The sequence below is a fragment of the Ollibium composti genome (genome assembly GCF_004801285.1).
Taxonomy (GTDB): Bacteria; Pseudomonadota; Alphaproteobacteria; order Rhizobiales; family Rhizobiaceae; genus Mesorhizobium; species Mesorhizobium composti.
On sequence record NZ_SSNY01000004.1, the window covers coordinates 47,499 to 73,109 of the forward strand.

The 25,611-nt window shown below is 66.7% G+C and carries 22 protein-coding genes; 7 read left to right on the top strand and 15 right to left on the bottom strand.

The features are described from left to right. Positions 1 to 31 precede the first annotated feature (31 nt). From E6C48_RS08415 to E6C48_RS08440, 6 genes are all read right to left on the bottom strand, one after another. Positions 32 to 1,129, bottom strand: coding sequence for an aminotransferase class I/II-fold pyridoxal phosphate-dependent enzyme (locus tag E6C48_RS08415; protein ID WP_136356053.1), 1,098 nt, complete (start codon positions 1,127 to 1,129; stop codon positions 32 to 34). 31 nt (positions 1,130 to 1,160) lie between these two features. Beyond that, positions 1,161 to 3,185, bottom strand: coding sequence for a dipeptide ABC transporter ATP-binding protein (locus tag E6C48_RS08420; RefSeq protein WP_136356055.1), 2,025 nt, complete (start codon positions 3,183 to 3,185; stop codon positions 1,161 to 1,163). Beyond that, a complete protein-coding gene (gene ddpC / locus E6C48_RS08425) occupies positions 3,185 to 4,075 on the bottom strand; it encodes a D,D-dipeptide ABC transporter permease (protein ID WP_136356057.1) in 891 nt (296 codons plus the stop codon). The genes E6C48_RS08420 and ddpC overlap by 1 nt, the downstream gene beginning before the upstream one ends. After that, complete coding sequence (locus E6C48_RS08430) at positions 4,075 to 5,091, bottom strand: ABC transporter permease (RefSeq protein ID WP_136356059.1); 1,017 nt, start codon at positions 5,089 to 5,091, stop codon at positions 4,075 to 4,077. Before E6C48_RS08430 ends, ddpC begins: the two co-directional genes overlap by 1 nt. Before the next feature lie 90 nt (positions 5,092 to 5,181). Next, positions 5,182 to 6,741 (bottom strand): ABC transporter substrate-binding protein, encoded by a 1,560-nt coding sequence (locus tag E6C48_RS08435; RefSeq protein WP_206086453.1) that lies wholly within the window; start codon positions 6,739 to 6,741, stop codon positions 5,182 to 5,184. A gap of 148 nt (positions 6,742 to 6,889) precedes the next feature. Continuing rightward, positions 6,890 to 7,804: a LysR family transcriptional regulator gene (locus E6C48_RS08440; protein WP_136356061.1), complete on the bottom strand. Its 915-nt coding sequence runs from the start codon at positions 7,802 to 7,804 to the stop codon at positions 6,890 to 6,892. A 273-nt stretch (positions 7,805 to 8,077) separates the two neighbouring features. Between E6C48_RS08440 and E6C48_RS08445 the strand changes: the two genes are divergently transcribed. The 7 genes from E6C48_RS08445 to E6C48_RS08475 all read left to right on the top strand — a co-directional run bounded on the left by E6C48_RS08445 (position 8,078) and on the right by E6C48_RS08475 (position 15,777). Then, positions 8,078 to 9,286 carry an ABC transporter substrate-binding protein gene (locus E6C48_RS08445; RefSeq protein WP_136356063.1) on the top strand — a complete coding sequence of 403 codons (1,209 nt, stop codon included), beginning with the start codon at positions 8,078 to 8,080 and terminating at the stop codon, positions 9,284 to 9,286. A 14-nt stretch (positions 9,287 to 9,300) separates the two neighbouring features. Beyond that, a complete protein-coding gene (locus tag E6C48_RS08450) occupies positions 9,301 to 10,083 on the top strand; it encodes an ABC transporter ATP-binding protein (protein ID WP_136356065.1) in 783 nt (260 codons plus the stop codon). Beyond that, complete coding sequence (locus E6C48_RS08455) at positions 10,076 to 10,780, top strand: ABC transporter ATP-binding protein (protein WP_136356067.1); 705 nt, start codon at positions 10,076 to 10,078, stop codon at positions 10,778 to 10,780. Before E6C48_RS08450 ends, E6C48_RS08455 begins: the two co-directional genes overlap by 8 nt. Before the next feature lie 3 nt (positions 10,781 to 10,783). Then, the gene (locus E6C48_RS08460) at positions 10,784 to 11,671 is read left to right on the top strand and encodes a branched-chain amino acid ABC transporter permease (RefSeq protein ID WP_136356069.1); all 888 of its coding nucleotides are present in this window, start codon (positions 10,784 to 10,786) and stop codon (positions 11,669 to 11,671) included. Between the two features lies 1 nt (position 11,672). Further along, positions 11,673 to 12,638 (top strand): branched-chain amino acid ABC transporter permease, encoded by a 966-nt coding sequence (locus E6C48_RS08465; RefSeq protein WP_136356071.1) that lies wholly within the window; start codon positions 11,673 to 11,675, stop codon positions 12,636 to 12,638. Between the two features lie 31 nt (positions 12,639 to 12,669). After that, entirely contained in the window at positions 12,670 to 14,259 is a 1,590-nt protein-coding gene (locus tag E6C48_RS08470; RefSeq protein WP_136356073.1) for a GMC family oxidoreductase, read from the top strand. 108 nt (positions 14,260 to 14,367) lie between these two features. Next, on the top strand, positions 14,368 to 15,777 hold the full coding sequence (locus E6C48_RS08475) for an amidase (RefSeq protein ID WP_168734487.1): 1,410 nt from the start codon (positions 14,368 to 14,370) through the stop codon (positions 15,775 to 15,777). Here E6C48_RS08475 and mnhG read toward each other — a convergent pair. From mnhG to E6C48_RS08520, 9 genes are all read right to left on the bottom strand, one after another. Continuing rightward, complete coding sequence (gene mnhG, locus E6C48_RS08480) at positions 15,762 to 16,148, bottom strand: monovalent cation/H(+) antiporter subunit G (protein WP_136356077.1); 387 nt, start codon at positions 16,146 to 16,148, stop codon at positions 15,762 to 15,764. The two genes, E6C48_RS08475 and mnhG, sit on opposite strands and share 16 nt — an antisense overlap. Continuing rightward, positions 16,145 to 16,426 (bottom strand): K+/H+ antiporter subunit F, encoded by a 282-nt coding sequence (locus E6C48_RS08485; protein ID WP_136356079.1) that lies wholly within the window; start codon positions 16,424 to 16,426, stop codon positions 16,145 to 16,147. The genes mnhG and E6C48_RS08485 overlap by 4 nt, the downstream gene beginning before the upstream one ends. Further along, complete coding sequence (locus E6C48_RS08490; protein ID WP_136356081.1) at positions 16,423 to 16,905, bottom strand: Na+/H+ antiporter subunit E; 483 nt, start codon at positions 16,903 to 16,905, stop codon at positions 16,423 to 16,425. Before E6C48_RS08490 ends, E6C48_RS08485 begins: the two co-directional genes overlap by 4 nt. Beyond that, positions 16,902 to 18,518 (bottom strand): monovalent cation/H+ antiporter subunit D, encoded by a 1,617-nt coding sequence (locus E6C48_RS08495; protein WP_136356084.1) that lies wholly within the window; start codon positions 18,516 to 18,518, stop codon positions 16,902 to 16,904. The genes E6C48_RS08490 and E6C48_RS08495 overlap by 4 nt, the downstream gene beginning before the upstream one ends. Before the next feature lies 1 nt (position 18,519). Further along, positions 18,520 to 18,858, bottom strand: a complete 339-nt coding sequence (locus tag E6C48_RS08500; protein ID WP_136356086.1) for a Na+/H+ antiporter subunit C — start codon at positions 18,856 to 18,858, stop codon at positions 18,520 to 18,522. Further along, positions 18,858 to 21,767, bottom strand: a complete 2,910-nt coding sequence (locus E6C48_RS08505; RefSeq protein ID WP_136356088.1) for a monovalent cation/H+ antiporter subunit A — start codon at positions 21,765 to 21,767, stop codon at positions 18,858 to 18,860. The genes E6C48_RS08500 and E6C48_RS08505 overlap by 1 nt, the downstream gene beginning before the upstream one ends. A 288-nt stretch (positions 21,768 to 22,055) precedes the next feature. Next, positions 22,056 to 23,000 (bottom strand): ABC transporter permease, encoded by a 945-nt coding sequence (locus E6C48_RS08510; protein ID WP_136356090.1) that lies wholly within the window; start codon positions 22,998 to 23,000, stop codon positions 22,056 to 22,058. Continuing rightward, on the bottom strand, positions 22,997 to 24,043 hold the full coding sequence (locus tag E6C48_RS08515; protein ID WP_136356092.1) for an ABC transporter permease: 1,047 nt from the start codon (positions 24,041 to 24,043) through the stop codon (positions 22,997 to 22,999). Before E6C48_RS08515 ends, E6C48_RS08510 begins: the two co-directional genes overlap by 4 nt. Continuing rightward, positions 24,043 to 25,533, bottom strand: a complete 1,491-nt coding sequence (locus E6C48_RS08520; protein WP_136356552.1) for an ABC transporter ATP-binding protein — start codon at positions 25,531 to 25,533, stop codon at positions 24,043 to 24,045. Before E6C48_RS08520 ends, E6C48_RS08515 begins: the two co-directional genes overlap by 1 nt. Positions 25,534 to 25,611: the final 78 nt, after the last annotated feature.

A 25,611-nucleotide genomic window follows, 5' to 3' on the forward strand; every position in this document is an offset into this window, starting at 1 on the left:
TCACGCCTTCCGGCAACTCGCGCCTTTCATTTCAAAGCAGTTCGCGGATCGACGACAGCAGCCTGTCGATCTGCTCGGGCGTATGTTCGGAGAACACCGCCAGCCGCATCGCCGGCACGTCGGGCGCGTCCGAATAGCTGGACGCGCCGGCAACCCTGACCACGATGTCACGCTCGTTCAGCCCGGCGCGGATGCGCTCGAGATCGACGTCGCCCTGCACCGAGACGATGGGCACCGGCGTCTCCGGAATGGCGAAGCCCAGATCGCGCAGGCCGGCGCGCATATGCTTGACGTTGCGCTTGAGGTTGGCGCGCATCGCCGGCGTCGTTTCCAGCAACCGCAGCGAGGCGACCGCGGCTCCGGCGGCGGCAGGCGGCGGCGGCGAGGCGCCGCGCATGATCATGGCCTTGTCCTCGATCTTCGCCGCCAGCGCCGCGCTTGCCGGCACGATACCGCCCAGCGCGCCGAACGCCTTGCTCAGCGTGCCGGCGAAATGGTTGCCGTCGGTGCCGTCCAGTCCGGCCTCCTGTATCGAGCCGCGTCCGCTCGCACCCAGCACGCCGACGCCGTGCGAATCGTCGACGGCAAGCAGCGCGCCCTCGTAAGGGGCCATGGCCTTGCGGTATTCGGCAAGCGGCGCCAGCGCGCCGGTCGACGGAAAGACGCCGTCGCTCACCACCACCGGGCGCTGTCCGGCCTTGACGTGGCGGGCCAACTCGTCGGCTAGACTATTCGCATCGAGATGGCGGAAGGGATGCACCGGCTTGCCGAGCGTCGGGATCGCGTCGCGCGAGCTGTAATGCGTGGCGGCATCGATGAAGATCAGGTCAAAATCGTCCTGCATGCCCTGCAAGAGCACCATCGGCCCGGTATAGCCGGAGATCGTCAGCACCACGTCCTCGGTGCCGAACCAGCGACGGAGGCTGTCCTGCAAGTCGTCATAGACCTGCATGAAAGCGAGCGTGCCCGGCCCGAGCCCGAAAGCCTTCGTTGCCGCGCACGCCGCCTCGATCACCGCCGGATGGCCGTGCAGGCAGAAGTAGCTGGTGCCGCAGAAGTAATCGACCTCGCGGCCGTCGATCCGCATGCGCGCGCCGAGCGGCGCTTCCATCGTGACCGGTGTGGCCATTCTCAAAATCCTCCGATGGTCCGGGCAGGACCTACGCTTGTGCCCAGCCCGGCAGCTCCGCCGCGCGATGACAACGCACCTGATGGCCGCTCTCCTGCCACGGCGCCAGCGCCTGCGGCTTCTCGCAACCGGCCGCCTTGAAGGCGCAACGCTCACGGAAGAAGCAGCCCTCGGGCAAATTGACGTTGCTCGGCAGATCGACCGCCGCAGGCGCCGCGATCTCAGTGTCCGCGCTCAATTTCGGCACGGCGCCGATCAGCGTGCGGGTGTAGGGATGGCGCGGATTGTCGAGCACTTCGGCTGCCGTTCCAAGCTCCACCACCTGGCCGAGATACATCACCGCCACGCGGTCGGCGATATGGCGCACCACGGCGACGTTGTGCGAGATGAACAGGTAGGTGAGGCCGAGGCTTGCCTGCAGCTCCATCAGGATGTTGAGCACCTGCGCCTGCACGGAGACATCGAGCGCCGAGGTCGGCTCGTCCAGCACCACCAGCTTCGGATGCAGCGCAAGCGCCCGGGCGATGGCGATGCGCTGGCGCTGGCCGCCGGAAAACTCGTGCGGATAGCGGCCGATCTGGTCGGCCCGCAATCCCACCTGCCGCATCAGTTCCTCCGCGCGCGCCTTGAGCTTGCGCGACGACCGCTCGCCGGCGACATAGAGCGGCTCGGTGATCAGCCGCCACACCGGCATGCGCGGATCGAGCGAGGATTGCGGGTCCTGGAAGACGACCTGGAAATTGCGCCGCACCGTACGCAGTGCGGCCGTGTCGAGGGAAGCCAGATCGACGCCGTCGAAGGTGATGCGCCCGGCGCTCGGCTTTTGCAGCGCCATCACCACCTCGGCCAGCGTCGATTTCCCGCAGCCGGACTCGCCGACGATGCCGAGCGTCTCGCCGGCGCGGATTTCCAGATCGACGCCGTTGAGGGCATGCACCATCGCCTTGGGACGGCCGAGCCAGGAGCGGCCGAGCGGAAACCCGACCTCGACGCCCTCCAGCCGGACCAGCGCCTCGCTCGTTGCCTCGCCTGCCGCCACGGAAGCCGGCATCGAACGCGCCGGTGTCGGCGGCGCGATCTCTCCGGCGAACCAGCAGGCGGCGCGGTGCCCGGCCTCGCCCGGCGAAACGAAAGGCGGCGTCTCGGTGCAGCGCGCCACGGCATGGGCGCAGCGCCAGCGGAAGGCGCAGCCCTTGATCTCGGTGAGCAGCGCCGGCACCGTACCGGGAATCGCGGCCAGCGGCTGCTTGGGTTCGGCCAGTTCCGGCAGTGAGCGCAGCAGCGCCTGCGTGTAGGGATGCAGCGGATGCGCCAGCAAGTCGGCTGTTCGCCCCTCCTCCACCATGCGCCCCGCATACATGACATAGACGCGGTCGCAGAGCTGGCGCACCACGGCGAGGTCGTGGGTGATGAACAGCACGGCCGTGCCGCGCGCCCGCGCCCGCTCGCGGATCAGCGCCAGCACCTGCGCCTGCACGGTGACGTCGAGCGCCGTCGTCGGCTCGTCGCAGATCAGCACCGAGGGGTTGCAGGAAAACGCCATGGCGATCAGCACCCGCTGGCGCATGCCGCCCGACAGTTCGAACGGGTAGTTGCGCATCACGCGCGCCGCGTCCGGAACCTGCATCTCGCCGAGCAGGGCTGCGGCGCGCTTCTTCGCCTCCGCTTCGCTGATAGCCTCGTGCTGGCGGATGACTTGCACGATCTGCTTGCCGATGCGGATGGTCGGGTTGAGCGCCGACATCGGCTCCTGGAAGATCATCGAGGCGTCCTTGCCGCGTATGTCCTCCAGCGCGCGCTCGCCGATGGCCAGCATGTCGTGGCCGAGCAGCGAGAGGCTGCCGCCGGTGAAGCGCGCCATGCCGGGCGGCAGAAGCCGGATGACGGACATCGCCGTCACCGACTTGCCCGATCCGGATTCGCCCACCAGCCCGACGATCTCGCCGGGGCGCACGTCGAGCGTGACGCCCGACAGCGCCCGCACGTCGCCGTGATAGGTCGGGAAGACGAGGCTCAGATCGTCGACCGAAACGATGCTGTCGGTGCCGGCCTGCATCAGCGTCCCCTCATCCGCGGATCGAACATATCGCGCAAACCGTCGCCGAGCAGGTTGAAGCCGACGGCGGTGATCAGGATCGCCAGGCCGGGGAACGTCGGATACCACCACTGGTCGAGCAGATAATCGCGCCCGGTAGCGACCATCGCGCCCCATTCGGCGGTCGGCTGCTGGGCGCCCAGCCCGATGAAGCTCAACGCCGATGCCGTCAGGATCGCTAGGCCGATGTCCAGCGTCGCCTGCACGATGATTGGCGCCATGGCGTTCGGCATGATGTGGCGGCGCATGATCTGCACGCGCGGCGCGCCGAAGCTCATCGCCGCCTTGACATAGGGTTTCGAGCGCAGGCTGAGCGCCTGCCCGCGCGCCAGCCGCACATAGAAGGGAATGCGCACCACCGCGATCGCCAGCATGGCGTTGATGAGGTTCGGGCCGAGCGCCGCCGCCAGCGCCATCGCCATGACGAAGGACGGGAAGGATAGCACCACGTCCATGAAGCGCATGATGAGCGTGTCGACGCGCCCGCCGACCAGGCCCGAAAAAGCGCCGATCACGGTGCCGAATCCCATCGATATGGCGACGATCGCCAGGCCGACCGTGACGGAGGTGCGTGCGCCCCACAGCACGCGCGAGAAGATGTCGCGCCCGACTTCGTCGGTACCGAAGAAATGCGCCAGGCTGGGCGCCGCCAGCCGGTGCAGGAGGTCGAGCTTGTCGGGATTGTAGGGCGCGATCCACGGCGCCGCGACCATGATGAACAGCACGACCACGATGATGCCCAGCCCAACCATCGTCAGCGGGCTGCGGCGCAGCTGGTACCAGAGATAGCCGACGCCGGAACTTGACCTCGCCGGCGTCGTGCCCTCGGCCTCCGCGCTTTCGAGACTCATCAGCTCACCTCCCGGATCTGCGGGTCGAGCCACATATAGACGAGGTCCACCGACAGGTTGAGCAGCACGTAGGCGGTCGAGGCGACCACGGTGAAGCCCATGATGGCGGGGAAATCGAGCGCGGTGATCGACTGGACGACGTAGTTGCCCATGCCGGGCCAGGCGAACACCGTCTCTGTCAGCACCGCGCCGTAGAGCAGGTCGCCGAAGGCAAGGCCGATCATCGTCACCGACGGGATCAGCGCGTTGCGCAACGCGTGGCCGAACAGCACCGTGCGGCGCGGCAGGCCGCTGGCGCGCGCCGTGCGCACATAATCCTCCTGCAGCACTTCAAGCATGGCCGAGCGAATCTGGCGTGTGACGATGCCGAGATGGACGAAACCCAGCGTCAGCGCCGGCAGGATGAGATGAATCAGCGAACTGCGCAGCGCCGGCCAATTGAATGTCAGCAGGGAATCGACGGTGTAGAAACCGGTGATCGTCGTCGGCGGCGCAATGCCGCTGGCGAGCCGCCCGGAGCCCGGCAGGATTCCCAGCCGGCCGTAGAACAGATAGATCAGGAGAAGCCCCAGCCAGAAGGCCGGCGTGGAGATGCCGGTGACCGAGATCGTTCGCGAGATCTGGTCGATCCATCGATCCTTCGCCACCGCCGAAAGCACGCCGAGCGGAATGCCCACCGCGACCGCGAAGATGAGGGCTGCCAGCGCCAGCTCGATGGTCGCCGGGAAGAAGCGCTTGATGTCGTCGATCACCGGGCGCTGGGTACGGATGGAAATGCCGAAATCGCCCTGCGCCACCTGGCCGATATAGGTGACGTATTGCCGCCACAGCGGCTGGTCGAGGCCGAGCTGGCGGCGCATGTTCTCGACGATCTCGTTCGTCGCCCTGTCCCCCGCCATCATCCGCGCCGGATCGCCGGGGATCATGTGCGAGATGACGAAGGTGACGACCGTCACCCCGAACACGACGAAAACGAGAAAGATCAGGCGACGCCTGATGATGCTGAGGAAGGACACCGGTTACTCACCCTGAACGATCGCTCTCCGCCGCTGCACGGCAGCGGCGGAGCGTGGCTGGTGGCCGAGGCGTAAGCGCCTCTGCGTCCTTCACTGCCCCTTCGACATCGAATCGAAGTTGAAGATCTGCACCAGCATGGGGTTGTAGACGTAGCCCTTGACGTTGTCGCGCATGGCGAACTGGTAGTTGCGCTGGAACAGGAGGATGTAGGGCGCCTCCTCCACGGTGATCTTCTGCGCCTCCTGGTAAAGCGCCTCGCGCTCCTTCTGGTCGGTGCCGGCCGCGGCCTTGCGGATCAGCTCGTCGACCTTGGGATTGGAGTAGAAGGCGCGGTCGCCCGGCAGGCCCTTCAGTTTCGAATCGAACCAGAAGTTCATGAACATCGACGGATCGCCGTAGTCCGGCGACCAGTTGCCGGCGGCGATGTCGAAATCGCCGGTGTTCAGCTTGTCGCGCATGGTCGGATAGGCGAAATCCTGCAGCTTCACCTTGACGCCGATATCGGCGAGGTTCTGCTGCAGCACGAGGCCGATCTGCTCCCAGGCCGGGTCGGTCTTGGCGTAGAGGTAGTTGAACGACAGGTCGGAGACGCCGGCTTCCTTCAGCAGATCCTTGGCCTTCTGCGGGTCGTAGGAATACTGCATGACCGTATCGTCATGCCCCCACAGGCCCTTCGGGATCGGCCCGCGCATCTGCTCGGCCTGGCCCAGCATGATGCCGTCGATGATGCCCTTGTAGTCGATGGCGTAGGACAGCGCCTGGCGCACCTTGACGTTGTCGAGCGGCGGCTTCTCGTTGTTCAGGTAGAGATAGGTGACGTAGAGGCTGGGCTCGTCGACGACCTTGATCCCCTCCTTGCCCTTCAGCGCCTGGAGCTGGTCGATCGGAATGTCCTCGGCGATGTCGAGATCGCCGTTCTCAAGCTGCAGCCGGCGCGCCGACGCTTCCTTGATGATCTTGATGTCGATTTCCTTGAACTTCAGCTCGCTGCCGCTCCACTTGGGATTGGGCTCCATGACGATGCGCTGGCCCTTTTCCCAGCTCTTCACCTGATAGGGACCGGAGCCCATCGTGTGGTCGGCGAGATAGCCCTGGCCGAGATCGTCGCCGGTCGCCTTGTCCATCACCGCCGGATTGACGATGGAGCCGCCGCTGGTCGCCAGCGTCGACAGGAACGGCGCGAACGGCTCCTTCAGGGTGAACTTCACCGTGTGCGGATCGACGGCTTCCACCGACTTGATCGCCTCGAACGAGCCCATCGGCCCCTTGCCGATCTTGATCACGCGGTCGAAGCTGAACTTCACCGCCTCGGCGTCCACCGGCTTGCCGTCGGCGAAGGTGTGGCCGTCGCCGAGCGTGAAGGTCCAGGTCAGCATGTCGGCGCTGGTCGTCCACGACTTGGCGACTTCCGGCGCGATGTCGGTCGAGCCGCCGTTGAAACGGACCAGCCGCTCATAGGCCGGATAGCTCGCCGTCCAGGAATTGTTGGTGACGGTGACGGCGGGGTCGATGTTGTCCGGGTCGCCGGACTTGCCGATCGTCAGCACATCGTCGGCGGCCGAGGCCGGCATGGCAACCGCGAAGGCGGCAATCGCCGACAGAAGCAGGCCACTGCCCAGCGATGTCGCCCAGTTTCGATGTTTTTTCATTATGTTACCCCTGTTCCCTGATTCTCTTGTCAAGCGGCCCATGCCAAGGCTGCGCTATCCTTTCCGTCAACGGAATGGCTGTCAATGCAGCACTTGTCCCTCGCTCGGCAATTTCTTGCGCCAAGGCGACGGCGACGGACCGCAGCGTTCAGGCGCCGACGAGGTGGTCGCCCAGGAAGAGCTGCGCGGCACTTCGCGCCTCGGCCTGGACGAATTCGGCTAGGGCGCGGATGCGCGGCGCCGCCGACAGGTCGCGGTGGCTGACACACCAGTAGTCGCGTTCCAGAAGGATGTCGCGCGTCAGCACCGGCACCAGTTCGTCGAACCCCGCCGCCATGAAGTGCGGCAGCACGCACAGGCCGACGCCCTTCAGCGTGGCGCGAAGCTGCGCATGGATGGAGGAACTCTGGTAGCTGGCGCGCAGGCCCGGCAAAATCTCCCGGTGATAGTCGAGGCCGGGCGTGAAGATCATGTCCTCGATGTAGCCGATCATGCGATGCGCCAGCAGGTCCTCGCGCTTCTCGATCGGCGGATGGCTGTCCAGATAGCTGCGCGTTCCATAAACGAACAGGCGATACGTCGTGATCTTCTCGTAGTGGTAGAAGTCGGTGCGCGGCGAAGTCAGCGTGATCGACATGTCCGCCTCGCGCCGCGACAGCGACACGATCTGCTGGATGGTGACGAGTTCGATCGACAGGTTGGCATGTGCCTCGGCGAAGCGCGGCAGCCGGTCGGCGAGGAAATAGGAGCCGAACCCTTCCAGCGTCGACAACCGCAGCACGCCCGTCACCTGCGAGGCGCCGCTGGCCGCCTCGTTGCGGAAGTTGGCGGCTTCGCGCTCGATCTGCTCGGCCGACTGCACCAGCCGCTCGCCGACGGCGGTAAGCATGTAGCCGCGCGGATTGCGTTCGAACAGTTTTGCAGACAGCGCCTGCTCCAGCCGGTCGATGCGGCGCGACACGGTGGCATGGTTGGTGCGCAGCTGGCGCGCGGCGCTCGCCAGTTGGCCGTTGCGCGCCACGGCCAGGAAGAATTGCAGGTCGTCCCAGGTGAAGCGGCGCATCAGGCGGCGCTCCCGGCATTGATGGACATGGCGTTTCCCTCCAAAGCCATCCGTGCATTTTTGTACGGAAGTTGTACAAAAATAACTGTTCTCGTGTCGGCGGGTCAATGTTACGCTTCGCCCGCGTGCACATTTCGGCGCGATCTTGATCGTGTGAATTTGCACCGGGGCCGCGGAGGAGCGGTCGGCAATGAAGAAAACGCGGACGGCTGCATGAGGCCGCCACAGTCGGCCTCCGGTTCGGGAAGGTCGACCACCAGGGAGGAATCGACAGTGAAGTTGTTGCATCTTGTTTCGGCGGCCCTTCTGGCCGCCACCGTGATCCCCGCAGCCGCCGCCGAAATCTCGGACGGCAAGGTCAAGATCGGCATCCTGAACGACCAGTCGGGCGTCTATGCCGACTTCGGCGGCAAGTGGTCGGTCGAGGCCGCCAAGATGGCGGTCGAGGATTTCGGCGGCAAGGTCCAGGGCGCTCCGATCGAGGTCATCGACGCCGACCATCAGAACAAGCCCGACATCGCCTCCAACATCGCCCGCCAGTGGTACGACACCGAACAGGTGGACGCCATCATGGAACTGACCACCTCGTCGGTGGCGCTGGCCGTGCAGGGCATCTCGAAGGAAAAGAAGAAGATCGACATCGTCACCGGCGCGGCGACCACCGACCTCACCGGCAAGTCCTGCTCGCCCTATGGCTTCCACTGGGCTTACGACACCCATTCTCAGGCCGTCGGCACCGGCGGCGCGCTGGTCGCCCAGGGCGGCGACAGCTGGTACTTCATCACCGTCGACTATGCCTTCGGCCATTCGCTGGAAGAGCAGACCGCCAACTTCGTCAAGGAAAAGGGCGGCAAGGTCCTGGGCTCCGTGCGCTATCCGCTCGGCGCCACCGACTATTCGTCCTTCCTTCTGCAGGCGCAGTCTTCCGGCGCCAAGATCGTCGGCCTCGCCAACGCCGGCCTCGACACGTCCAACTCGATCAAGCAGGCGGCCGATTTCGGCATCGTTTCGGGCGGACAGCGCCTCGCGGCCCTGCTGTTCACGCTGGCGGAAGTGCACGGGCTCGGCCTCCAGGCCGCGCAAGGCGTGGTGCTGACCGAAGGCTGGTACTGGGACCAGAACGACAAGAACCGCGAATTCGCCGAGCGCTTCTTCAAGCGCACCAACCGCATGCCGAACATGATCCAAGTCGGCACCTATTCGGCGGTGCTGCAATACCTCAAGGCGATCGACAAGGCCGGCACCGACGAGACCGAGGCCGTTGCCAAGCAGTTGCATGAGATGCCGGTGAACGACATCTTCACCGAGAACGGCAAGGTGCAAGCGGACGGCAACATGGTGCACGACATGTACCTGTTCCAGGTCAAGAAGCCGGAAGAGAGCAAGAAGGACTGGGATTACTACACCTATCTCGCCACCATTCCCGGCGACGAGGCCTTCCTGCCTGCCGACAAGAGCGGCTGCCCGCTCTCCGCCAAGTGAGTACAGCGGCTGCCGTGACTGCGGCGCCTGAAAAGACCGATGCCGAGCCGCGAGTGGTGCTGTCCGCCCGCGGCCTGCGCAAGGAGTTCGCCGGCTTCGTCGCCGTCGGCGGCGTCGATCTGGACGTGCATCACGGCAAGATCCACGCCCTGATCGGCCCCAACGGGGCTGGCAAGACCACGGTCTTCAACCTTCTGACGAAGTTCCTGCCGCCCACAGGCGGCAGGATCGAACTGCTCGGCCAGGACATCACCCGCACGCCGCCTGCCAAGGTGGCGCGCATGGGGCTGGTGCGATCGTTCCAGATTTCGGCGATCTTCCCGCACCTGTCGGTGCTCGACAATGTGCGCGTCGCCCTGCAGCGGCCAAACGGGCTCGCCACCCAGTTCTGGCGGCCGGCCGGCGCGCTCGACGTGCTGACGCCCCGCGCTTTCGAATTGCTGGAAACTGTCGGGCTGGCCGAAGCCGCACACCGGCTGGCCGGCGATCTTTCCTACGGCCGCAAGCGTGTGCTGGAGATCGCTACCACGCTGGCGCTCGACCCCAAGGTACTTCTGCTCGACGAGCCGATGGCCGGCATGGGCCACGAGGATGTCGCGGTGGTCGCCGGCCTCATCCGCTCGCTCGCCGCCGACCGCGCCATCCTGATGGTCGAACACAATCTCGACGTGGTGGCCGAACTCTGCGACTGGATCACGGTCCTGCAGGCCGGCAAAATCCTCGCCGCCGGCGACTACGTGACGGTCAGCACCGACGAACGCGTCCGGGTCGCCTATATGGGGACCGAAGATGAGTGAGCCGCTTCTGTCTGTGCGCGGCCTCAACGCCTGGTACGGCGAGGGTCACGCCCTGCACGGCGTCGACCTCGACGTCTTCCCCGGCGAAACGGTGACCCTGCTCGGCCGCAACGGCGTCGGCAAGACGACGACGCTGCGCGCCATCATGGGCCTGATCCGCAAGCGCACCGGCACGGCGACATTCGACGGCCGCGACCTGATGCGCATGCCGCTGCATCACGTGGCGCGCGCCGGCATCGGCTTCGTGCCGGAAGAGCGCGGCATCTTCTCCACGCTCTCGGTCGAGGAGAACCTCAACCTGCCGCCGGTGGTCGCGCCCGGCGGCATGACCCCGGACGAGATTTTCGAACTGTTCCCGAATCTCAAGGCGCGCCGCAACAGCCAGGGAACGAAGCTTTCCGGCGGCGAACAGCAGATGCTGGCGATGGCGCGCATGCTGCGCACCGGCGTCAGGATGCTTTTGCTCGACGAGCCGACGGAAGGACTGGCGCCCGTCATCGTGCAGCGCATCGGCGAGGTGCTGGCCGAACTCAAGGCGCGCGGCATGACGATCCTGCTGGTGGAACAGAACTTCCGTTTCGCCCGCCGCATCGCCGACCGCTTCTACCTGATGGAGCACGGCAAGATCACCGCCGGCTTCCCGGTCGCCGAACTCGACGAGCGCATGGCGCTGCTGCATGACGTGCTGGGGGTCTAGATTATGACCATGATCTTCGGAATCCCGGTTCAGGCATTCCTCGGCCAGCTTCTGGTGGGGCTCATCAACGGCTCCTTCTACGCCATGCTGAGCCTTGGGCTGGCCGTCATCTTCGGCATGCTCAAGATCATCAACTTCGCGCATGGCGCGCAGTATATGTTCGGTGCCTTCGTCGGTTTCCTGCTCCTGCAATGGCTGAACATCGGTTATTGGCCGGCACTCATCCTGGCGCCGCTGGTCGTGGGCGTGGTCGGCATGGCGATCGAGCGCACGATGCTGTCCAGGCTCTACAGCCTCGACCCGCTCTACGGGCTGTTGTTCACCTTCGGCCTCGCGCTCGTCATCGAGGGCGTCTTCCGCTACTACTACGGCGTTTCCGGCCAGCCCTACGCGGCGCCGCAAGCGCTCGCCGGTGGCACCAATCTCGGCTTCATGTTCCTGCCCAACTACCGCGGCTGGGTGGTGTTCTCGTCGCTGGTCATCTGCCTCGGCACATGGCTCGCCATCGAGAAGACGAGGCTCGGCGCCTATCTGCGCGCCGCCACCGAGAACCCGAAGCTGGTGCAGGCCTTCGGCGTCAACGTACCGGTACTTTTGACCCTCACCTACGGCCTCGGTTCCGCGCTAGCCGGGCTGGCCGGCATCCTCGCGGCCCCGGTCTACCAGGTGAGCCCGCTGATGGGGTCCGACCTCATCATCGTCGTCTTTGCCGTGGTCGTCGTCGGCGGCATGGGCTCGATCCTCGGCGCCATCGTCACCGGCTATGTGCTCGGCCTCGCCGAAGGCCTGACCAAGGTCTTCTATCCGGAAGCCTCCAACATCGTCATCTTCGTCATCATGGCGGTGGTGCTGCTCATCCGCCCTGCGGGCCTGTTCGGAAGGGATGCCTGACATGGCCGAGCTCTCTACCCGACCGACCGAGGCGAAATCGACGGCGCGGCTGGAATGGCTGCTGGTGGCGCTGGGCATCGTTGCCCTGCTGGCCGCGCCCTTCTTCTTCTACCCGATCTTCCTGATGAAGATCATGTGCTTCGCGCTGTTCGCGTGCGCCTTCAACCTTTTGCTCGGCTACACCGGGCTGCTCTCCTTCGGCCACGCCGCCTTCTTCGGCGGCGCGGCCTATTTCTGCGCCCACACCGTCAAGGTCTGGGGCGTGACGCCGGAGGTCGGCATCCTGATCGGCACGGCGGGTGCGGCCGTGCTCGGCCTCGTCATGGGCTTCTTCGCCATCCGCCGCCAGGGCATCTATTTCGCCATGATCACGCTCGCGCTGGCGCAGATGTTCTTCTTCTTCTGCGTGCAGGCGCCCTTCACCAACGGCGAGGACGGTATCCAGAACGTGCCGCGCGGCTTCCTGCTCGGCCTGCTCGATCTCGGCCGACCGCTCAACATCTACTACACCGTGCTCGGTGTCTTCCTGATCGGCGTTTTCGCCATCTGGCGCATCGTCAATTCGCCCTTCGGCATGGTCCTGCGCTCGATCCGCGAGAACGAGAACCGCGCCACCTCGCTCGGCTACTCGGTCGCCAACTACAAGCTCGCCGCCTTCGTCATGTCGGCCGCCCTTGCCGGGCTCGCCGGCGCGACCAAGGCCATCGTCTTCCAGTTCGCCACGCTGACCGACGTCACCTGGCAGATGTCGGGCGAGGTGATCCTGATGACGCTGCTCGGAGGCATCGGCACCATGGTCGGCCCGATGGTCGGCGCCGGGCTGGTGGTGACCTTGCAGAACACGCTGGCGACGTCGGGCTTTCCCGTCACCATCGCCACCGGCGCCATCTTCATGATCTGCGTGCTTCTGTTCCGGCGCGGCATCGTCGGCGAAATCTACGCGAAGCTGCCGGGCATCAAGAAATAAGCCGCAAGGAACTGGGGCGCGAAGACCTGAAATGGACGAGTTCGACTATGTGATCGTCGGCGCCGGCACGGCCGGCTGCCTGCTGGCCAATCGCCTGTCGGCCGATGCGAACGCCACCGTGCTCCTGCTGGAGGCCGGCGGACGCGACAACTACCACTGGATCCACATTCCCGTCGGCTATCTCTACTGCATCTCCAACCCGCGCACCGACTGGTGCTTTTCGACCGAGAACGAGGCCGGCCTGAACGGCCGGGCGCTGGCCTATCCGCGCGGCAAGGTGCTGGGCGGCTGCTCGTCCATCAACGGCATGATCTACATGCGCGGCCAGGCGCGCGACTACGACCGCTGGCGGCAGATGGGCTGCACGGGATGGGGTTGGGACGACGTGCTGCCCTTCTTCCGCAAGTCGGAGGACTATTATGCCGGTGCCGACGAATTCCACGGCGCCGGCGGCGAATGGCGCGTCGAGGAGATGCGGCTGCACTGGGATATCCTCGACGCCTTCCGCGCCGCCGCCGAGGCGGCCGGCATTCCCCGCACCGCCGATTTCAACCGCGGCGACAACGAGGGCTCGTCCTACTTCAAGGTCAACCAGCGTCACGGCGTCCGGGTCAATTCCGCCAAGGCTTTTCTCCACCCGGTCGCAGCACGCAAAAACCTGAAGGTGGAGACCAATGCCCAGGTCGCCCGGATCGTGCTGGAGGACGGCGAAGCGCGTGGCGTCGAATTCATGCAAGGCAACGCCCGGCGCACGGTCCGCGCCCGTCGCGAGGTGATCCTCGCCGCTGGCTCCGTCGGCTCGCCGCATGTGCTGGAACTGTCCGGCATCGGCTCAGGATCGGCGCTGCAGCAGGCCGGCATTCCCGTCGCCGTCGAGCGCAGCCAGGTCGGCGAGAACCTGCAGGATCACCTGCAGCTCAGGCTCGCCTACAAGGTCTCCGGCATCCGCACGCTGAACGAGCAGGCGAGCCGCCTGTTCGGCAAGATGGCGATCGGGCTGGAATATCTCCTGAAGCGCTCCGGGCCGATGGCGATGGCGCCGAGCCAGCTCGGCATCTTCACCCGCTCCGCACCCCATTTCGAGACCCCGAACCTGCAGTTCCACGTCCAGCCGCTCAGCCTCGACAAGTTCGGCGACGCGGTGCATCCCTTCCCCGCCTTCACCGCCTCGGTCTGCAACCTGCGCCCCGAAAGCCGCGGCTCCATCCACGCCACTTCGGCCGATTTCCGCCGCCAGCCGGCGATCCGGCCGAATTACCTCGCCGCCGAAGCCGACCGCATGGTCGCGGCCGACGCCATCCGGCTGACGCGCCGCATTGCGAGCCAAGCGCCGCTCCAGCCCTACAAGCCGCAGGAATTCAAGCCGGGGCCGGACTACCAGAGCGAGGAAGACCTGGTCCGCGCGGCCGGCGAGATCGGCACCACCATCTTTCACCCGGTCGGCACCTGCCGCATGGGCGCCGACCCGGACTCCGTCGTCGACGAGAGGCTGCGTGTGCGCGGCGTCGGAAAACTGCGCATCGCCGACGCCTCGATCATGCCCACTATTACCTCCGGCAACACCAACACGCCGACCCTGATGATCGCGGAAAAGGCCGCGAGCCTGATCCTGTCGGCCTGACACGGGACACTTGCGCCGCGCGCAATCGGCCATCGTTTGGGCTGGGCTGGCCCTCCCTCGTCCGCCCGAATCGTGATGCTTTGACATATCCGACGAGAGGGAACAGGCGTGAGCACCGACGACATTTCCGCATTCGCAACGGCAGCCGAACTCGGGCGCGCCCTGGCCTCCGGCGCCACCACCGCCGAAGCCGTCACGCGACGCGCGCTCGACCGCATCGCCGCCCATGACGGCGCCCTTCATTCCTTCGTCGTCACCCTCCCGGAAGCCGCGATCGAGGCGGCAAAGGAATCCGACGAGCGGCGCCGGCAGGGCAAGGCGAAAGGCCCGCTCGACGGCGCGCCCTTCGCCGCCAAGGATCTTTTCCACGTCGCCGGCCAGCCGACATGCGCCGGCTCCCTCGCTCTCGACGTAAAAGCGCAGACCGCAACCGCCAACGCGGTGACGCGACTGGCCGACGCCGGCATGGTACTGGTCGGCAAGGTGCACACCGTCGAGTTCGCCTTCGGCAGCTGGGGCACCAACCCGGTCGCCGGCACGCCGCTCAACCCGCGCGATCCGGCCGTGCCGCGGGCGCCGGGGGGCTCCTCCAGCGGCTCGGGCGTCGCGGTCGCAGCGGGGCTGGTGCCGGCGGCGCTCGGCACCGACACCGGCGGCTCGGTCCGCAACCCGGCCGGCATGTGCGGCGTCGTCGGTCTTAAAACCACGGTCGGCCGCGTCGGGCGCGGCGGCCTGCTAGCGCTCGCCACCTCCTTCGACAGCGTCGGCCCGCTTGCCCGCTCGGTAGAGGACGCGGCCCTGCTGTTCGAGGCACTATCCGGCCGCGACCCGGACGACCCGGCGACCTACGGCGTTCCGCCGGTCCGGCTCGACACGCTCGAACAGGGTGTCGCCGGCTTGCGCCTGCGTGTTCCCGCGGCGAGCAACCTCGCCAGCGTCCAGCCCGCCGTCATGGAGCGCTTTCGGGCAGCCCTTGCCGATCTGGAAGCACTCGGCGCCGTCATCGAGGAGCGGCCGATGCCGCAAGCGCCGGAGGCCTATATGGCGCTCACCGGCGATCTCATGGCGGCGGAAGCCTGGCACAATCTCGGGCGCTATGTCGATGTCGAGAACAGTGTCGTCGATCCGGCCATCCGCGCGCGCGTGCTGAAGGGTCGCGCCATCGATGCCGCGCGTTATCAGCAACTTCTGGAGGATCGCCGCGCCGCGCAGGTCGCCTTCGCCCACTATCTCGACGGCGCCGGCGCGATGCTGACGCCGACCTCGCCGATCCTGCCGCCGCCGGTTGCCGAGATCGACGAGGCGACGACGCCGCTCGGCACCTTCACCCGCTTCGTCAACCTGATGGACGCGGCGGCCCTCAGCGTCCCGGTCGGCCTGATGGGAGATGGCCTGCCGACGGCCTTGCAGATCGTCGTGCCGCGCTTCGAGGAGGCGACGGCGCTGCGCATCGGCCGGGCACTCGAACGCAAACGCGGCGGCCTGTTCCAGCCGCCTTCCGGCTACGACGCGCCCTGAGCCGTGTCGTCGTCCGCGTCGCTCGCCCCGAACTGCGGCACTTCCGGATTGCGCTCGCTGCGGTCGCGGTAGAGCGCGGAGCGCCCGAGCATCATCAACGTCACCGGCGTCGTCACCGTGACGAAGACGCCGATCAGGATCTCGTGCAGCACGAGCCGTCCCGACGCTGCGGTGAAGATGATCATCGAGGCCAGCACCATGCCGGCGGCGCCCCAGCTGGTGCCGAGTGTCGGCGCGTGGATGCGCTGGTAGAAGGTCGGCAGCCGGACCAGCCCGATGGTGCCGAGCAAAGCGAGCCCCGCCCCAAGAACCAGGAAGAACGCGGCGAGGATCGCCGCCCACAGCGGCACGTCGGCGAGATGGACGCTCATTCGATCACCTCGCCGCGCATCAGGAACTTCGCCAGCGACACGGTGGCGACGAAGCCCAGCATGCCTATGATCAGCGCCGCCTCGAAATAGATGGTGCGCCCGGTGCGGATGCCGAAGGCGAGCAGTTGCAGCATGGCGCAGACATAGAGCGCGTCCAAGGAAAGGATGCGGTCCTGCGCGCGCGGGCCGGCGATCATGCGCCAGGTGCACAGGCACATGGCCATCGCCAGCGCGATCTGGGCGAACCATACGGCGGCGAGGATGACGGTCTCGCTCATTCGAATATCTCCATCAGCAGCCGCTCGTAGCGCTCGGCGATCAGCTGGCGCCAATGCGCCTCGTCCACGAGATCGAACACATGGACCAGCACCTCGTTGCGGGCCGCGTCATAGTCGATCCAAGCGGTCCCCGGCGTGCTGGTGACGATGATGGACAGGATCGCCAGTGCCGACGGGCTGCGGGTGGTGAGCGGCACCGTTACGAAGCCGGCGCCGCGCGTCCGCCTGATGCCGAGCAGGATTCCCGCGACCTCGAGGTTGGAAACGACGATGTCATGGAACACGACGCCGGCGAGCGTCGGGATCGCCAGCCAGCGGCGGATAGCCGGGCTGGCTTCGCCAAGGGCGGCCAGCGCATGCGAGGCACCCGTCGCGACGCCGACGGCGAGCACCACCTGCCCCGGCGAGACGCCGGAAAGCAGCAGCCACATGAGGGCCAGCGCCAGTGCTAGAAGCGGATAGGGCAGCAGCCACCTCATGGATGCGCCTCCGCGAAAGGCGGAACCCGCTCGGCGCCCAGCACCGCGTCGAGATAGCGGACCTGATGATGCAGGTCGTCGGCCGTCGCCAGAAACAGGTTCATCGCCGGCCCGGCCGCCAGCACCAGCGCGATGAGCAGCCCGAGCAGATAGAGGATCGGCGCCGTCTCGGTGACGGTGATGCGCGGCAGGAAGGGTTCGACCGGCGCCCAAAAAACGCGGATGCCGGCACGCGACAGCGCCACCAGCGACACGACGCCGGACGCGATCAGGAGCACGGCCAGCGTGCCGCGCATGAAGTTCGAGGCCGCCGGCACCGAAGCCTCCGGTCCCAGCAGCGCCGTCAGGATGGCGAACTTGGCGAGGAAGCCCGGCAGCGGCGGCAGGCCGATCAGCACCATGGCGAGCAGGCAGAAGCCGATGCCGAGAATCGCCACGGCGCCCGGCATGGTGCGGCCGACCTCGGCCTCTTCCTCCTCCATGTCCTCCTCGCCCTCGCCATAGGCTTCCATGGTGACGGCAAGCACGCTGGAGGCGGCGTCCTGCTCGCGCTCGATCAGCTCGACGACGAGGAAGAAGGCACCGACCGCCAGCGTCGAGCTCAGCATGTAGAACAGCGCGCCGGCCGTCACCGCGGATTGCGACATGCCGAATGCGGCAAGCAGCGTACCGGACGACATCAGCACGAAATAACCGGCCGCCCGCTTCAGCGATTGCGAGGCGAGAATGCCGATGGAGGCGAACACCAGCGTCGCCACCCCGCCGATGAAGATGACCAGCGAGCCGAAGGCGATGCCCTTGTTCGGCACCAGCAGCGCCAGCCGCAGAAGCGCGTAGACGCCGACCTTGCTCAGGATGGCGAAGACCGCCGCGACCGGCCCGGCGGCCGCCGAATAGGCCGGCACCAGCCACAGGCCGAGCGGCCACATGCCGGCCTTGATGAGGAAGGCGAGCCCCAGCATCGCCAGGCCCACATGCAACGCCGGCAGCGCGAAGCCCTGCATCGACTCGGCCCGAAGCGCGATCTCGGCCATGTTGAGGCTGCCGGCTGCGCTGAACACCATGGCGATGCCGATCAGGAAGATCAGTGAGGCGACGAGGTTGACGACGATGTAGTTCAGCCCGCCGCGCACGCGCAGCGCCCCGCCGCCGTGCAGCGCGAGGCCGTAGGAGGCCGCCAGCATCACCTCGAAGAAGACGAACAGGTTGAACAGGTCGCCGGTCAGGAAGGCGCCGTTGAGGCCGACCAGCAGGAACTGGAACAGCGAGTGGAAATGCGGCCCCACCTTCTCCCAGCGCTGCGTCGCAGAGATCATCGCCGGCAGCGCCAGCAACGCCGTGAGCAGCAGCATGACCGCCGCCAGGCGGTCCGCCACCAGGGAGATGGCGATGGGAGCCGGCCAGTTGCCGACCAGATAGACGAGGCTGGCGGCGTGGCCGCCGCCGTGGACGGTGTTGAGCAGTGCGGTGGCGGTGCTGATCAGCGCGAGAATGGAGACCAGCGACAGCGCCGTCTTCAGCCTGCGTTCCCGATCCTCGAAGAACAGCATCAACGCGCCGGTGACCAGCGGGACGAGGATCGGCGCGACGACGAGATGGGCCGGCTCGACCATGTCAGCCCTCCCGCCCGTCGACGTGGTCGGTGCCGGTCATGCCGCGCGAGACGATCAGCACGACGAGGAACAGCGCTGTGGTGGCGAAGCTGATGACGATGGCCGTCAACACCAGCGCCTGCGGCACCGGATCGATATAGGCCGTCACGTCGACCGGGGCGGAGCCGTCGAGCACGGGCGGCGCATTCACGCGCAGCCGCCCCATGCTGAAGATGAACAGGTTGACGGCGTAGGATAAGAGCGCCAGCCCGATGACCAGCTGGTAGGTGCGCGGGCGCAGGATGAGCCAGACGCCCGAGGCCGACAGGACACCGATGGCGGCGGCGATGACCAGTTCCATCAGGCGCCCTCCCCTTCGGCCGGCTTTCGGGGCCGCGCACGAATGCGCAGCGACTGGTGGGCGATCGCGATCAGCATCAGCACGGTCGCGCCGACGACGAGACTGAAGACGCCGAGATCGAACAGCATCGCAGACGCCGTCGGCATCTTCCCGATGTAGGGGATCGGCGTGTACTGGAAATAGGACGTCAGGAAGGGATAACCGAAGGCCAGCGAGCCGAGACCGGTGGCCACCGAAGTCAGCAGGCCGACGCCGATCCAGCGCACCGGCAGGATGCGCAGCCGCTCCTCCACCCAGCGCGCACCGCCGGCCAGGTATTGCAACAGGAAGCCCGTCGCCATGGCAATGCCCGCCGCGAAGCCGCCGCCCGGCTGGTCATGCCCGCGCAGCAGCAGGTAGACGGCCAGCACCACGATCACCGGGAACATCCAGCGCATGATGATCGACGGCACCAGAAGATAGTCCTTCAGCGTCTCGCCGACCTCGCGGTCGCGGCGCACCGAATCGAATTCGTCCTGCTCGCGTTGCTGGTAGGGCGCCTCGGCATTGTCCTCGGCCGGCCTGAAACGGCGAAGCAGCGCGAACACGGTGAGCGCGACGATCGCCAGCACGACGATCTCGAACATCGTGTCGAAGCCGCGGAAATCGACCAGGATGACGTTGACGACGTTGGTGCCGCCGGCCTCGGCGTAGGAATGCTTCAGGTAGAAATCACCGACCGAAGGCGGTCGCGGCGTCAGCATGGCGAAATAGGCGAGCGCGGCGATACCGAAGCCCGCCACCAGCGCGATGGCGAAATCGCGGTGCCGCCTCAGCCGCGTCGCCGTGTCGATGGCCTCGGCCACCGCCTTGTCGCGCTTCGGCAGCCAGCGCAGGCCGAGCAGGATGAGCACCGTGGTGACGATCTCGACCAGCAACTGCGTGACGGCAAGGTCGGGCGCCGACAGCCAGACGAAGGACAGGCAGGTGACCAGCCCGGTTCCGCTCATCAGGATGAGGGCCGCGAGCCGCTGGTACTTGGCCATGATCGCCGCCGAGACGGCGCAGACCCCGCCGATGGCCCACAGCGAGCCGAGCACCGGGTCCAACCCATGCACGGTCAGGCGCGGCATCAGGTTGCCCTCGCCCCACATCGCCCAGAAGCCGGCAAGGATCGCCGCCACGACGATCAGCCGCACCTGCGGCTGCAAACGCCTCGTCGCAACGACTGCTTCGACGGCGCGCGCCCAGCGCCAGCTGACCGTGACCAGGATGCGCTCGAAGATGCGCTGGCCCTTGAAACGGCGGAAGAACGGCGCCCCCTCCTCGCTGCTGGCGAGATAGCGGTGCAGCGCCGCATAGAGCGCCAGCCCGGCGACCAGCGCGATCATGCTCATGATGAGCGGCGTGGTGAAGCCGTGCCAGACGACGAGGCTGTAGGCCGGCGTGCGGTCGCCGAGGACAGCGGTCACCGCCGTGTCGAGGAAGGGACCGATGCTCACCGCCGGGATGACGCCGACGACGACGCAGGCGATGACCAGAAGCGCGACCGGCAGGCGCATAAGAAGCGGCGGTTCGTGCGGCTCCTGCGGCAGGTCGACCGGCTTGGGGCCAAAGAACACAGTGTAGATGAATCGTGCCGAATAGGTCACGGCGAAGGCGCCGGCGAGCGTCGCGATATAGGGCGCGGCGCTGTCGAGCAGCGACAGTCGGTGCTGCTCCAGCGCCTCGGCGAAGAACATTTCCTTGGACAGGAATCCGTTGAGCAGCGGCACGCCGCCCATTGCCGCACTCGCCACCATGGCGAGCGTCGCGGTGATCGGCATGAAGGAGAACAGGCCGGAAAGCTTGCGCATGTCGCGCGTTCCCGCCTCGTGGTCGATGATGCCGGCGGCCATGAACAGCGACGCCTTGAAGGTGGCATGGTTGGCCATGTGGAAGATCGCCGCCACCGCCGCCAGCGGGCTGCCGAAGGAGAGCAGGGATGTGATCAGACCGAGATGGCTGATGGTCGAATAGGCGAGCAGGCCTTTCAGGTCCTGCTGGAAGATGGCGAAATAGGCGCCGAGCAGCAGCGTCGCCAGCCCGGCGATCCCCACCAGGTTGAACCATTCGGGCGTGCCCGACAGCACCGGCCAGAAGCGCGTCAAAAGGAAGACGCCGGCCTTCACCATCGTCGCCGAATGCAGGTAGGCCGAAACCGGCGTCGGTGCCGCCATGGCGTTGGGCAGCCAGAAATGGAAGGGAAACTGCGCGCTCTTGGTCAGCGCGCCCGCCAGCACCAAGAGCAGCACCGGAACATAGAGCGGATTCGAACGGATCGCGTCGCCCGAGGCCAGCACCGCGTCGAGGTCGTAGCTGCCGACGATGTGGCCGATGAGGATCAGGCCAACCAGCAGGCAGAGCCCGCCCGTGCCGGTGAGAGTGAGCGCCATGCGGGCGCCGTCGCGGGCGTTCTGGTTATGGTGCCAGTAGCCGATCAGCAGGAAGGAAAAGACGCTGGTCAGTTCCCAGAAGACGGCGAGCAGGATCAGGTTGCCGGCGATGACGAGGCCCTGCATGGCGCCCATGAAGGCAAGCAGGAAGGCATAGAAACGCGCCACCGGATCCTTCGGCGACATGTAGTAGCGGGCATAGACGACGACGAGTAGGCCGATGCCGGTGATCAGCATGGAGAACATCCAGGCGAAGCCGTCCATGCGCAGCGTGAAGGAAAGGCCGAGCGCCGGGATCCATTCGATCGTCTGCTTGACGACGCCGCCACCGGTGACATGCGGATAGAAGGAGGCGGCCACGACGAAGGCGGCAAGCGCGACCAGCCCCGAAAGCCAGGCTTCGGCGTTGCGCGCCATCGGCGTCATGAGCGCGGCCAGAAGGGAGCCGAGGAAGGGCAGGACGATCAGCACCGCCAACAGGTTGCCGTCCCGCATGCTCTATCCGCCCTCGCCTATTCGATGCGTCGTCTCGCCTCCGCAGCCGGCGCGCCCGAAGCAGGCATGCCGACAACACTCGTCCTGATTTCCTAACCGCAGCCCGCGCCCATGACAACAAGGCAAAGGTGCGAAAAGACGCCTCAGAGCCCGTTCGGGAATTCGCTCCGGCGAGCCATATGGCGGTGGTTTCGAGAACCGTAGCGCAGCGGACATTGGGTCCGTGAGCAACGGAAGCACAGAAAACGCCGTCAGATGGCCGCCGGAATAGAATTTCCAAACGGGCTCTCAGCGTTCTTCGCGGCGGAACGGCTTCAGCAAGGCCGACGGCGCCACCGCGTTGCGCGACATGAAGGCCATGGCGACGATGGTGAGCACGAAGGGCAGCATCAGGAAGGCTTCATAGGGGATATGACCGAGCCCGGCTGCCTGCAAGCGAAGCTGCAAGGCGTCGACGAAGGCGAACAGCAGCGCCGCTCCCGCCGAGCGCCACGGGTCCCAGCGACCGAACACCACCAGCGCGATCGCCACCCAGCCGCGCCCGGAAACGACGCCGAAGGTGAAGGCGTTGAACTGCGCCATGACGAGGAAGGAACCGGCCAGCCCCATCAGCGCGCCGCCCAGCACGACGGCCTGGAACCGCGTCGCCATCACCGACACGCCGGCCGAATCGGCGGCACGCGGGTTCTCGCCCACCATGCGCACCGAAAGCCCCCATGGCGTGCGGTAAAGGATGAAAGCCGCCAGCGGAATGGCGAGGATCGCCATGTAGACCAGCGTGAACTGGTTGAAGACCGCCGGCCCGAGTACCGGAATATCGGACAGGATCGGGATCGGCACCGGCTGGAAGCCCTTGATGCTGGGCGGCACCGATTGCTGGCCGAAGATCAGCCGGTAGAGGAAATAGGCGAGGCCGGAGGAAAACAGCGTCACGCCGATGCCGCACACGTGCTGCGACAGGCCGAGCACGACCGTGAACAGCGCGTGCAGCGCGCCCATCAGCGCGCCGGCCGCGACCGCCGCCAGCACGCCGACCCACAGGCTGCCGGAGAAATAGGCACCGGTGAAGCCGGCCATGGCGGCGAGCAGCATGATGCCCTCGATGCCGAGGTTGAGCACGCCGGCGCGCTCGGAGAACATCTCGCCCAGCGTCGCGAAGGCGAGCGGCGTGGCGATGCGGATGATGGCGGCGAGAAAGCCGACCTGGAAGACCTGTTCCAGCACCGCGCTCATGCGCTCCTCCGGATGCGATAGGCTGTGAACAGCAGCGCTACCAGCATGGCGAGCAGCGCCGTGCCCTGGATGACGTCGCTGAGGAAGGCCGGCACGCCGGTGGCACGCGACATCGCCTCCGCACCCGTCATCACGGCGGCAAGGAAGATGGCGACCGGCACGACGCCGAGCGGGTTGAGCCTTGCCAGCATGGCGATGACGATGCCCGAATAGCCGTAGCCCGGCGAAATGTCGCTCATCACCTGGAAGTGCACGCCGCCCACCTCGCCGACGCCGGCCAACCCGGCCAGCGCGCCGGAAAGCAGCGCCGCGATAACGATGACACGCTGCACGTCGATGCCGCCGTAGCGCGCCGCCTCCGGGTTCTCGCCGGTGACGCGGATGCGGAAGCCGAGAACCGTGCGCGATATCAGCAGCCAGACCAGAGGTGCCGCCAGCACCGCCACCAGCACGCCGAGATGCAGCCGCGTGCCTTCGATCAGCACCGGCAGGCCGGCCGAATCCTCGATCGGCGGCGAGATCGGATAGCCGCTGAACGGGTCCTTCCATGGCCCTTCGATCAGCGCCATCAGGATATAGAAGACGACCGAATTGAGCAGCAGCGAACTCACCACGTCGTCGACCTTCAGCCTGACGCGCAGCAGCGCTGGGATAAGCGCGACGGCAGCACCGGCGGCGGCTCCGGCAATCGCCATCAAAAGCATGGCGAGCGGGCCGGGCATCGGGATGGCGCCGACGAAGCAGCTTGCCATCGCGCCGGCGAGAAGCTGGCCCTCGGCGCCGATGTTCCAGAATTTCGCACGGAAGGCCAGCGTCACCGCCAGGCCGGTGAAGATCATCGGGGCGGCGCGCACCAAAGTCTCGGTGATGGCGTAGCTGTCGCCGAGCGAGGCCTTGAACATCACGCCATAGGCGTCCGCCACGCCCGCGCCCGCCAGCACGATCAGGCCGCTGCACAGGATCAGCGTGACGACGATGGCGACCAGCGGCAGGGTGAGGTTCAGCCATGCCGGCGTCCTTTGCCGGGCTTCCAGACGCAGCATCAGGCGCTCCCCCCTGCCCCGCTCATCAGCATGCCCAGCCGCGAAACACTGGCATCCGCAGAATCGAGAACGCCGACGATGCGGCCCTCGTACATGACGGCGATGCGGTCGCTGAGCGCCAGGAGTTCCTCAAGGTCCTCGCTGACGACGACGATGCCGCAGCGCCTGGCCCTGAGCGCCAGGAATTTCTCGTGCACGAAGCGCGCCGCGCCGATGTCGAGGCCACGCGTCGGCTGCGCGGCGATCAGCACTTTCGGATCGAAGGCGAGTTCGCGCGCCAGCAGCGCCTTTTGCAGATTGCCGCCGGACAGCGCGCCGGCGCGGACCATCGGCCCCGGACAGCGAATATCGAAAGCCTCGATCTGGGCTTCGGCGAAGGCGACGATGGCGCCGGGTTTCAGCAGCCCCCTGGCTGAGAAGGCTTCTGTGCCGATGCGCGGCAGCACCATGGAATCGGCGAGCGGCAGGTTGGTCACCAGCCCGGTCGTCATCCGGTCCTCGGGAATGCGGCCGAGGCCGAGCGCCTGCACCTCGCGCGGCGTGAAGGCCGCGACACGCTTTCCGGCGATATCCATCGTGCCGGACTGCGGTTTCAGCATGCCCGAAACCACATCGGCCAGCGCCCGCTGGCCGTTGCCCGAAACGCCGGCGATGCCGACGATCTCGCCTTCGCGCACGGCAAGCGTGACTGCGCGCAACGGCATGCCGCCATGGCCGCCGGTGGAAACCGCATCGAGCGACAGCACCACCGCGCCCGGCACAGACGGGCCACGTTCAGGCGGCACTATCTCGTGGCCGCACATCAATTGCGCCATTTCCAGCGCCGTCGTCTCGGCCGGCACATCGACGCGCCCGGCGACGCGGCCGTGTCTGAGCACGACGCAGCGATGGGTCAGCGCGCGCACCTCGTTGAGCTTATGCGAAATGAAGATGATGCCGAGCCCTTGCGCTGCCATCGCCCGCAGCGCGGAAAACAGCCCGTCCACCTCGCTCGGCGCCAGCACCGCCGTCGGCTCGTCGAGGATCAACAGCCGCGCCCGGCGAAACAGCGCCTTGATGATTTCCAGCCGCTGCTGTTCGCCGATGGAAAGGGCGGACACCGGCTGGTCCGGGTCGAGATGCAGGCCGTAGTTGCGGGCGATATCGTCCAATCTTGCCAGCGCGCCGGCGCGGTCCAGCCGGCCGCCTTTGCCCGGAATGCCGATCAGCAGGTTTTCCATTACGGTCAGCCGCGAGGCGAGATGGAAATGCTGATGCACCATGCCGATGCCTGCCGCCAGCGCATCGGCCGAATTGCGGATGCTGACCGGCTTGCCATTCACAAGGATTTCGCCGGCGTCGGGCTGGTAGGCGCCGAACAGGATGTTCATCAGCGTCGTCTTGCCGGCGCCGTTCTCGCCCAGCAGGCCGAGGATTTCGCCCGGCGCGACGGCAAGGTCGACAGCCTCGTTGGCCTTCACCGGGCCGAAGCTCTTGGAGATGCCGCGCATCTCGATGAGGGGAGGAAGTGTGGTCACGGGGAGTCCAGTAGGGCTTTCGAATCCAAGGATTGCCGTAACGGCGAAATC

Excerpts from the sequence above, each read along its gene's own strand:
- E6C48_RS08415 (WP_136356053.1), bottom strand. The coding sequence starts at position 1,129 with ATGGCCACACCGGTCACGATGGAAGCGCCGCTCGGCGCGCGCATGCGG.
- E6C48_RS08420 (WP_136356055.1), bottom strand. The coding sequence starts at position 3,185 with ATGCAGGCCGGCACCGACAGCATCGTTTCGGTCGACGATCTGAGCCTC.
- ddpC (WP_136356057.1), bottom strand. The coding sequence starts at position 4,075 with ATGAGTCTCGAAAGCGCGGAGGCCGAGGGCACGACGCCGGCGAGGTCA.
- E6C48_RS08435 (WP_206086453.1), bottom strand. The coding sequence starts at position 6,741 with ATGAAAAAACATCGAAACTGGGCGACATCGCTGGGCAGTGGCCTGCTT.
- E6C48_RS08440 (WP_136356061.1), bottom strand. The coding sequence starts at position 7,804 with ATGCGCCGCTTCACCTGGGACGACCTGCAATTCTTCCTGGCCGTGGCG.
- E6C48_RS08455 (WP_136356067.1), top strand. The coding sequence starts at position 10,076 with ATGAGTGAGCCGCTTCTGTCTGTGCGCGGCCTCAACGCCTGGTACGGC.
- E6C48_RS08460 (WP_136356069.1), top strand. The coding sequence starts at position 10,784 with ATGACCATGATCTTCGGAATCCCGGTTCAGGCATTCCTCGGCCAGCTT.
- E6C48_RS08465 (WP_136356071.1), top strand. The coding sequence starts at position 11,673 with ATGGCCGAGCTCTCTACCCGACCGACCGAGGCGAAATCGACGGCGCGG.
- E6C48_RS08470 (WP_136356073.1), top strand. The coding sequence starts at position 12,670 with ATGGACGAGTTCGACTATGTGATCGTCGGCGCCGGCACGGCCGGCTGC.
- mnhG (WP_136356077.1), bottom strand. The coding sequence starts at position 16,148 with ATGAGCGTCCATCTCGCCGACGTGCCGCTGTGGGCGGCGATCCTCGCC.
- E6C48_RS08485 (WP_136356079.1), bottom strand. The coding sequence starts at position 16,426 with ATGAGCGAGACCGTCATCCTCGCCGCCGTATGGTTCGCCCAGATCGCG.
- E6C48_RS08490 (WP_136356081.1), bottom strand. The coding sequence starts at position 16,905 with ATGAGGTGGCTGCTGCCCTATCCGCTTCTAGCACTGGCGCTGGCCCTC.
- E6C48_RS08495 (WP_136356084.1), bottom strand. The coding sequence starts at position 18,518 with ATGGTCGAGCCGGCCCATCTCGTCGTCGCGCCGATCCTCGTCCCGCTG.
- E6C48_RS08500 (WP_136356086.1), bottom strand. The coding sequence starts at position 18,858 with ATGGAACTGGTCATCGCCGCCGCCATCGGTGTCCTGTCGGCCTCGGGC.
- E6C48_RS08505 (WP_136356088.1), bottom strand. The coding sequence starts at position 21,767 with ATGCGGGACGGCAACCTGTTGGCGGTGCTGATCGTCCTGCCCTTCCTC.
- E6C48_RS08510 (WP_136356090.1), bottom strand. The coding sequence starts at position 23,000 with ATGAGCGCGGTGCTGGAACAGGTCTTCCAGGTCGGCTTTCTCGCCGCC.
- E6C48_RS08515 (WP_136356092.1), bottom strand. The coding sequence starts at position 24,043 with ATGCTGCGTCTGGAAGCCCGGCAAAGGACGCCGGCATGGCTGAACCTC.
- E6C48_RS08520 (WP_136356552.1), bottom strand. The coding sequence starts at position 25,533 with ATGCGCGGCATCTCCAAGAGCTTCGGCCCGGTGAAGGCCAACGAGGCT.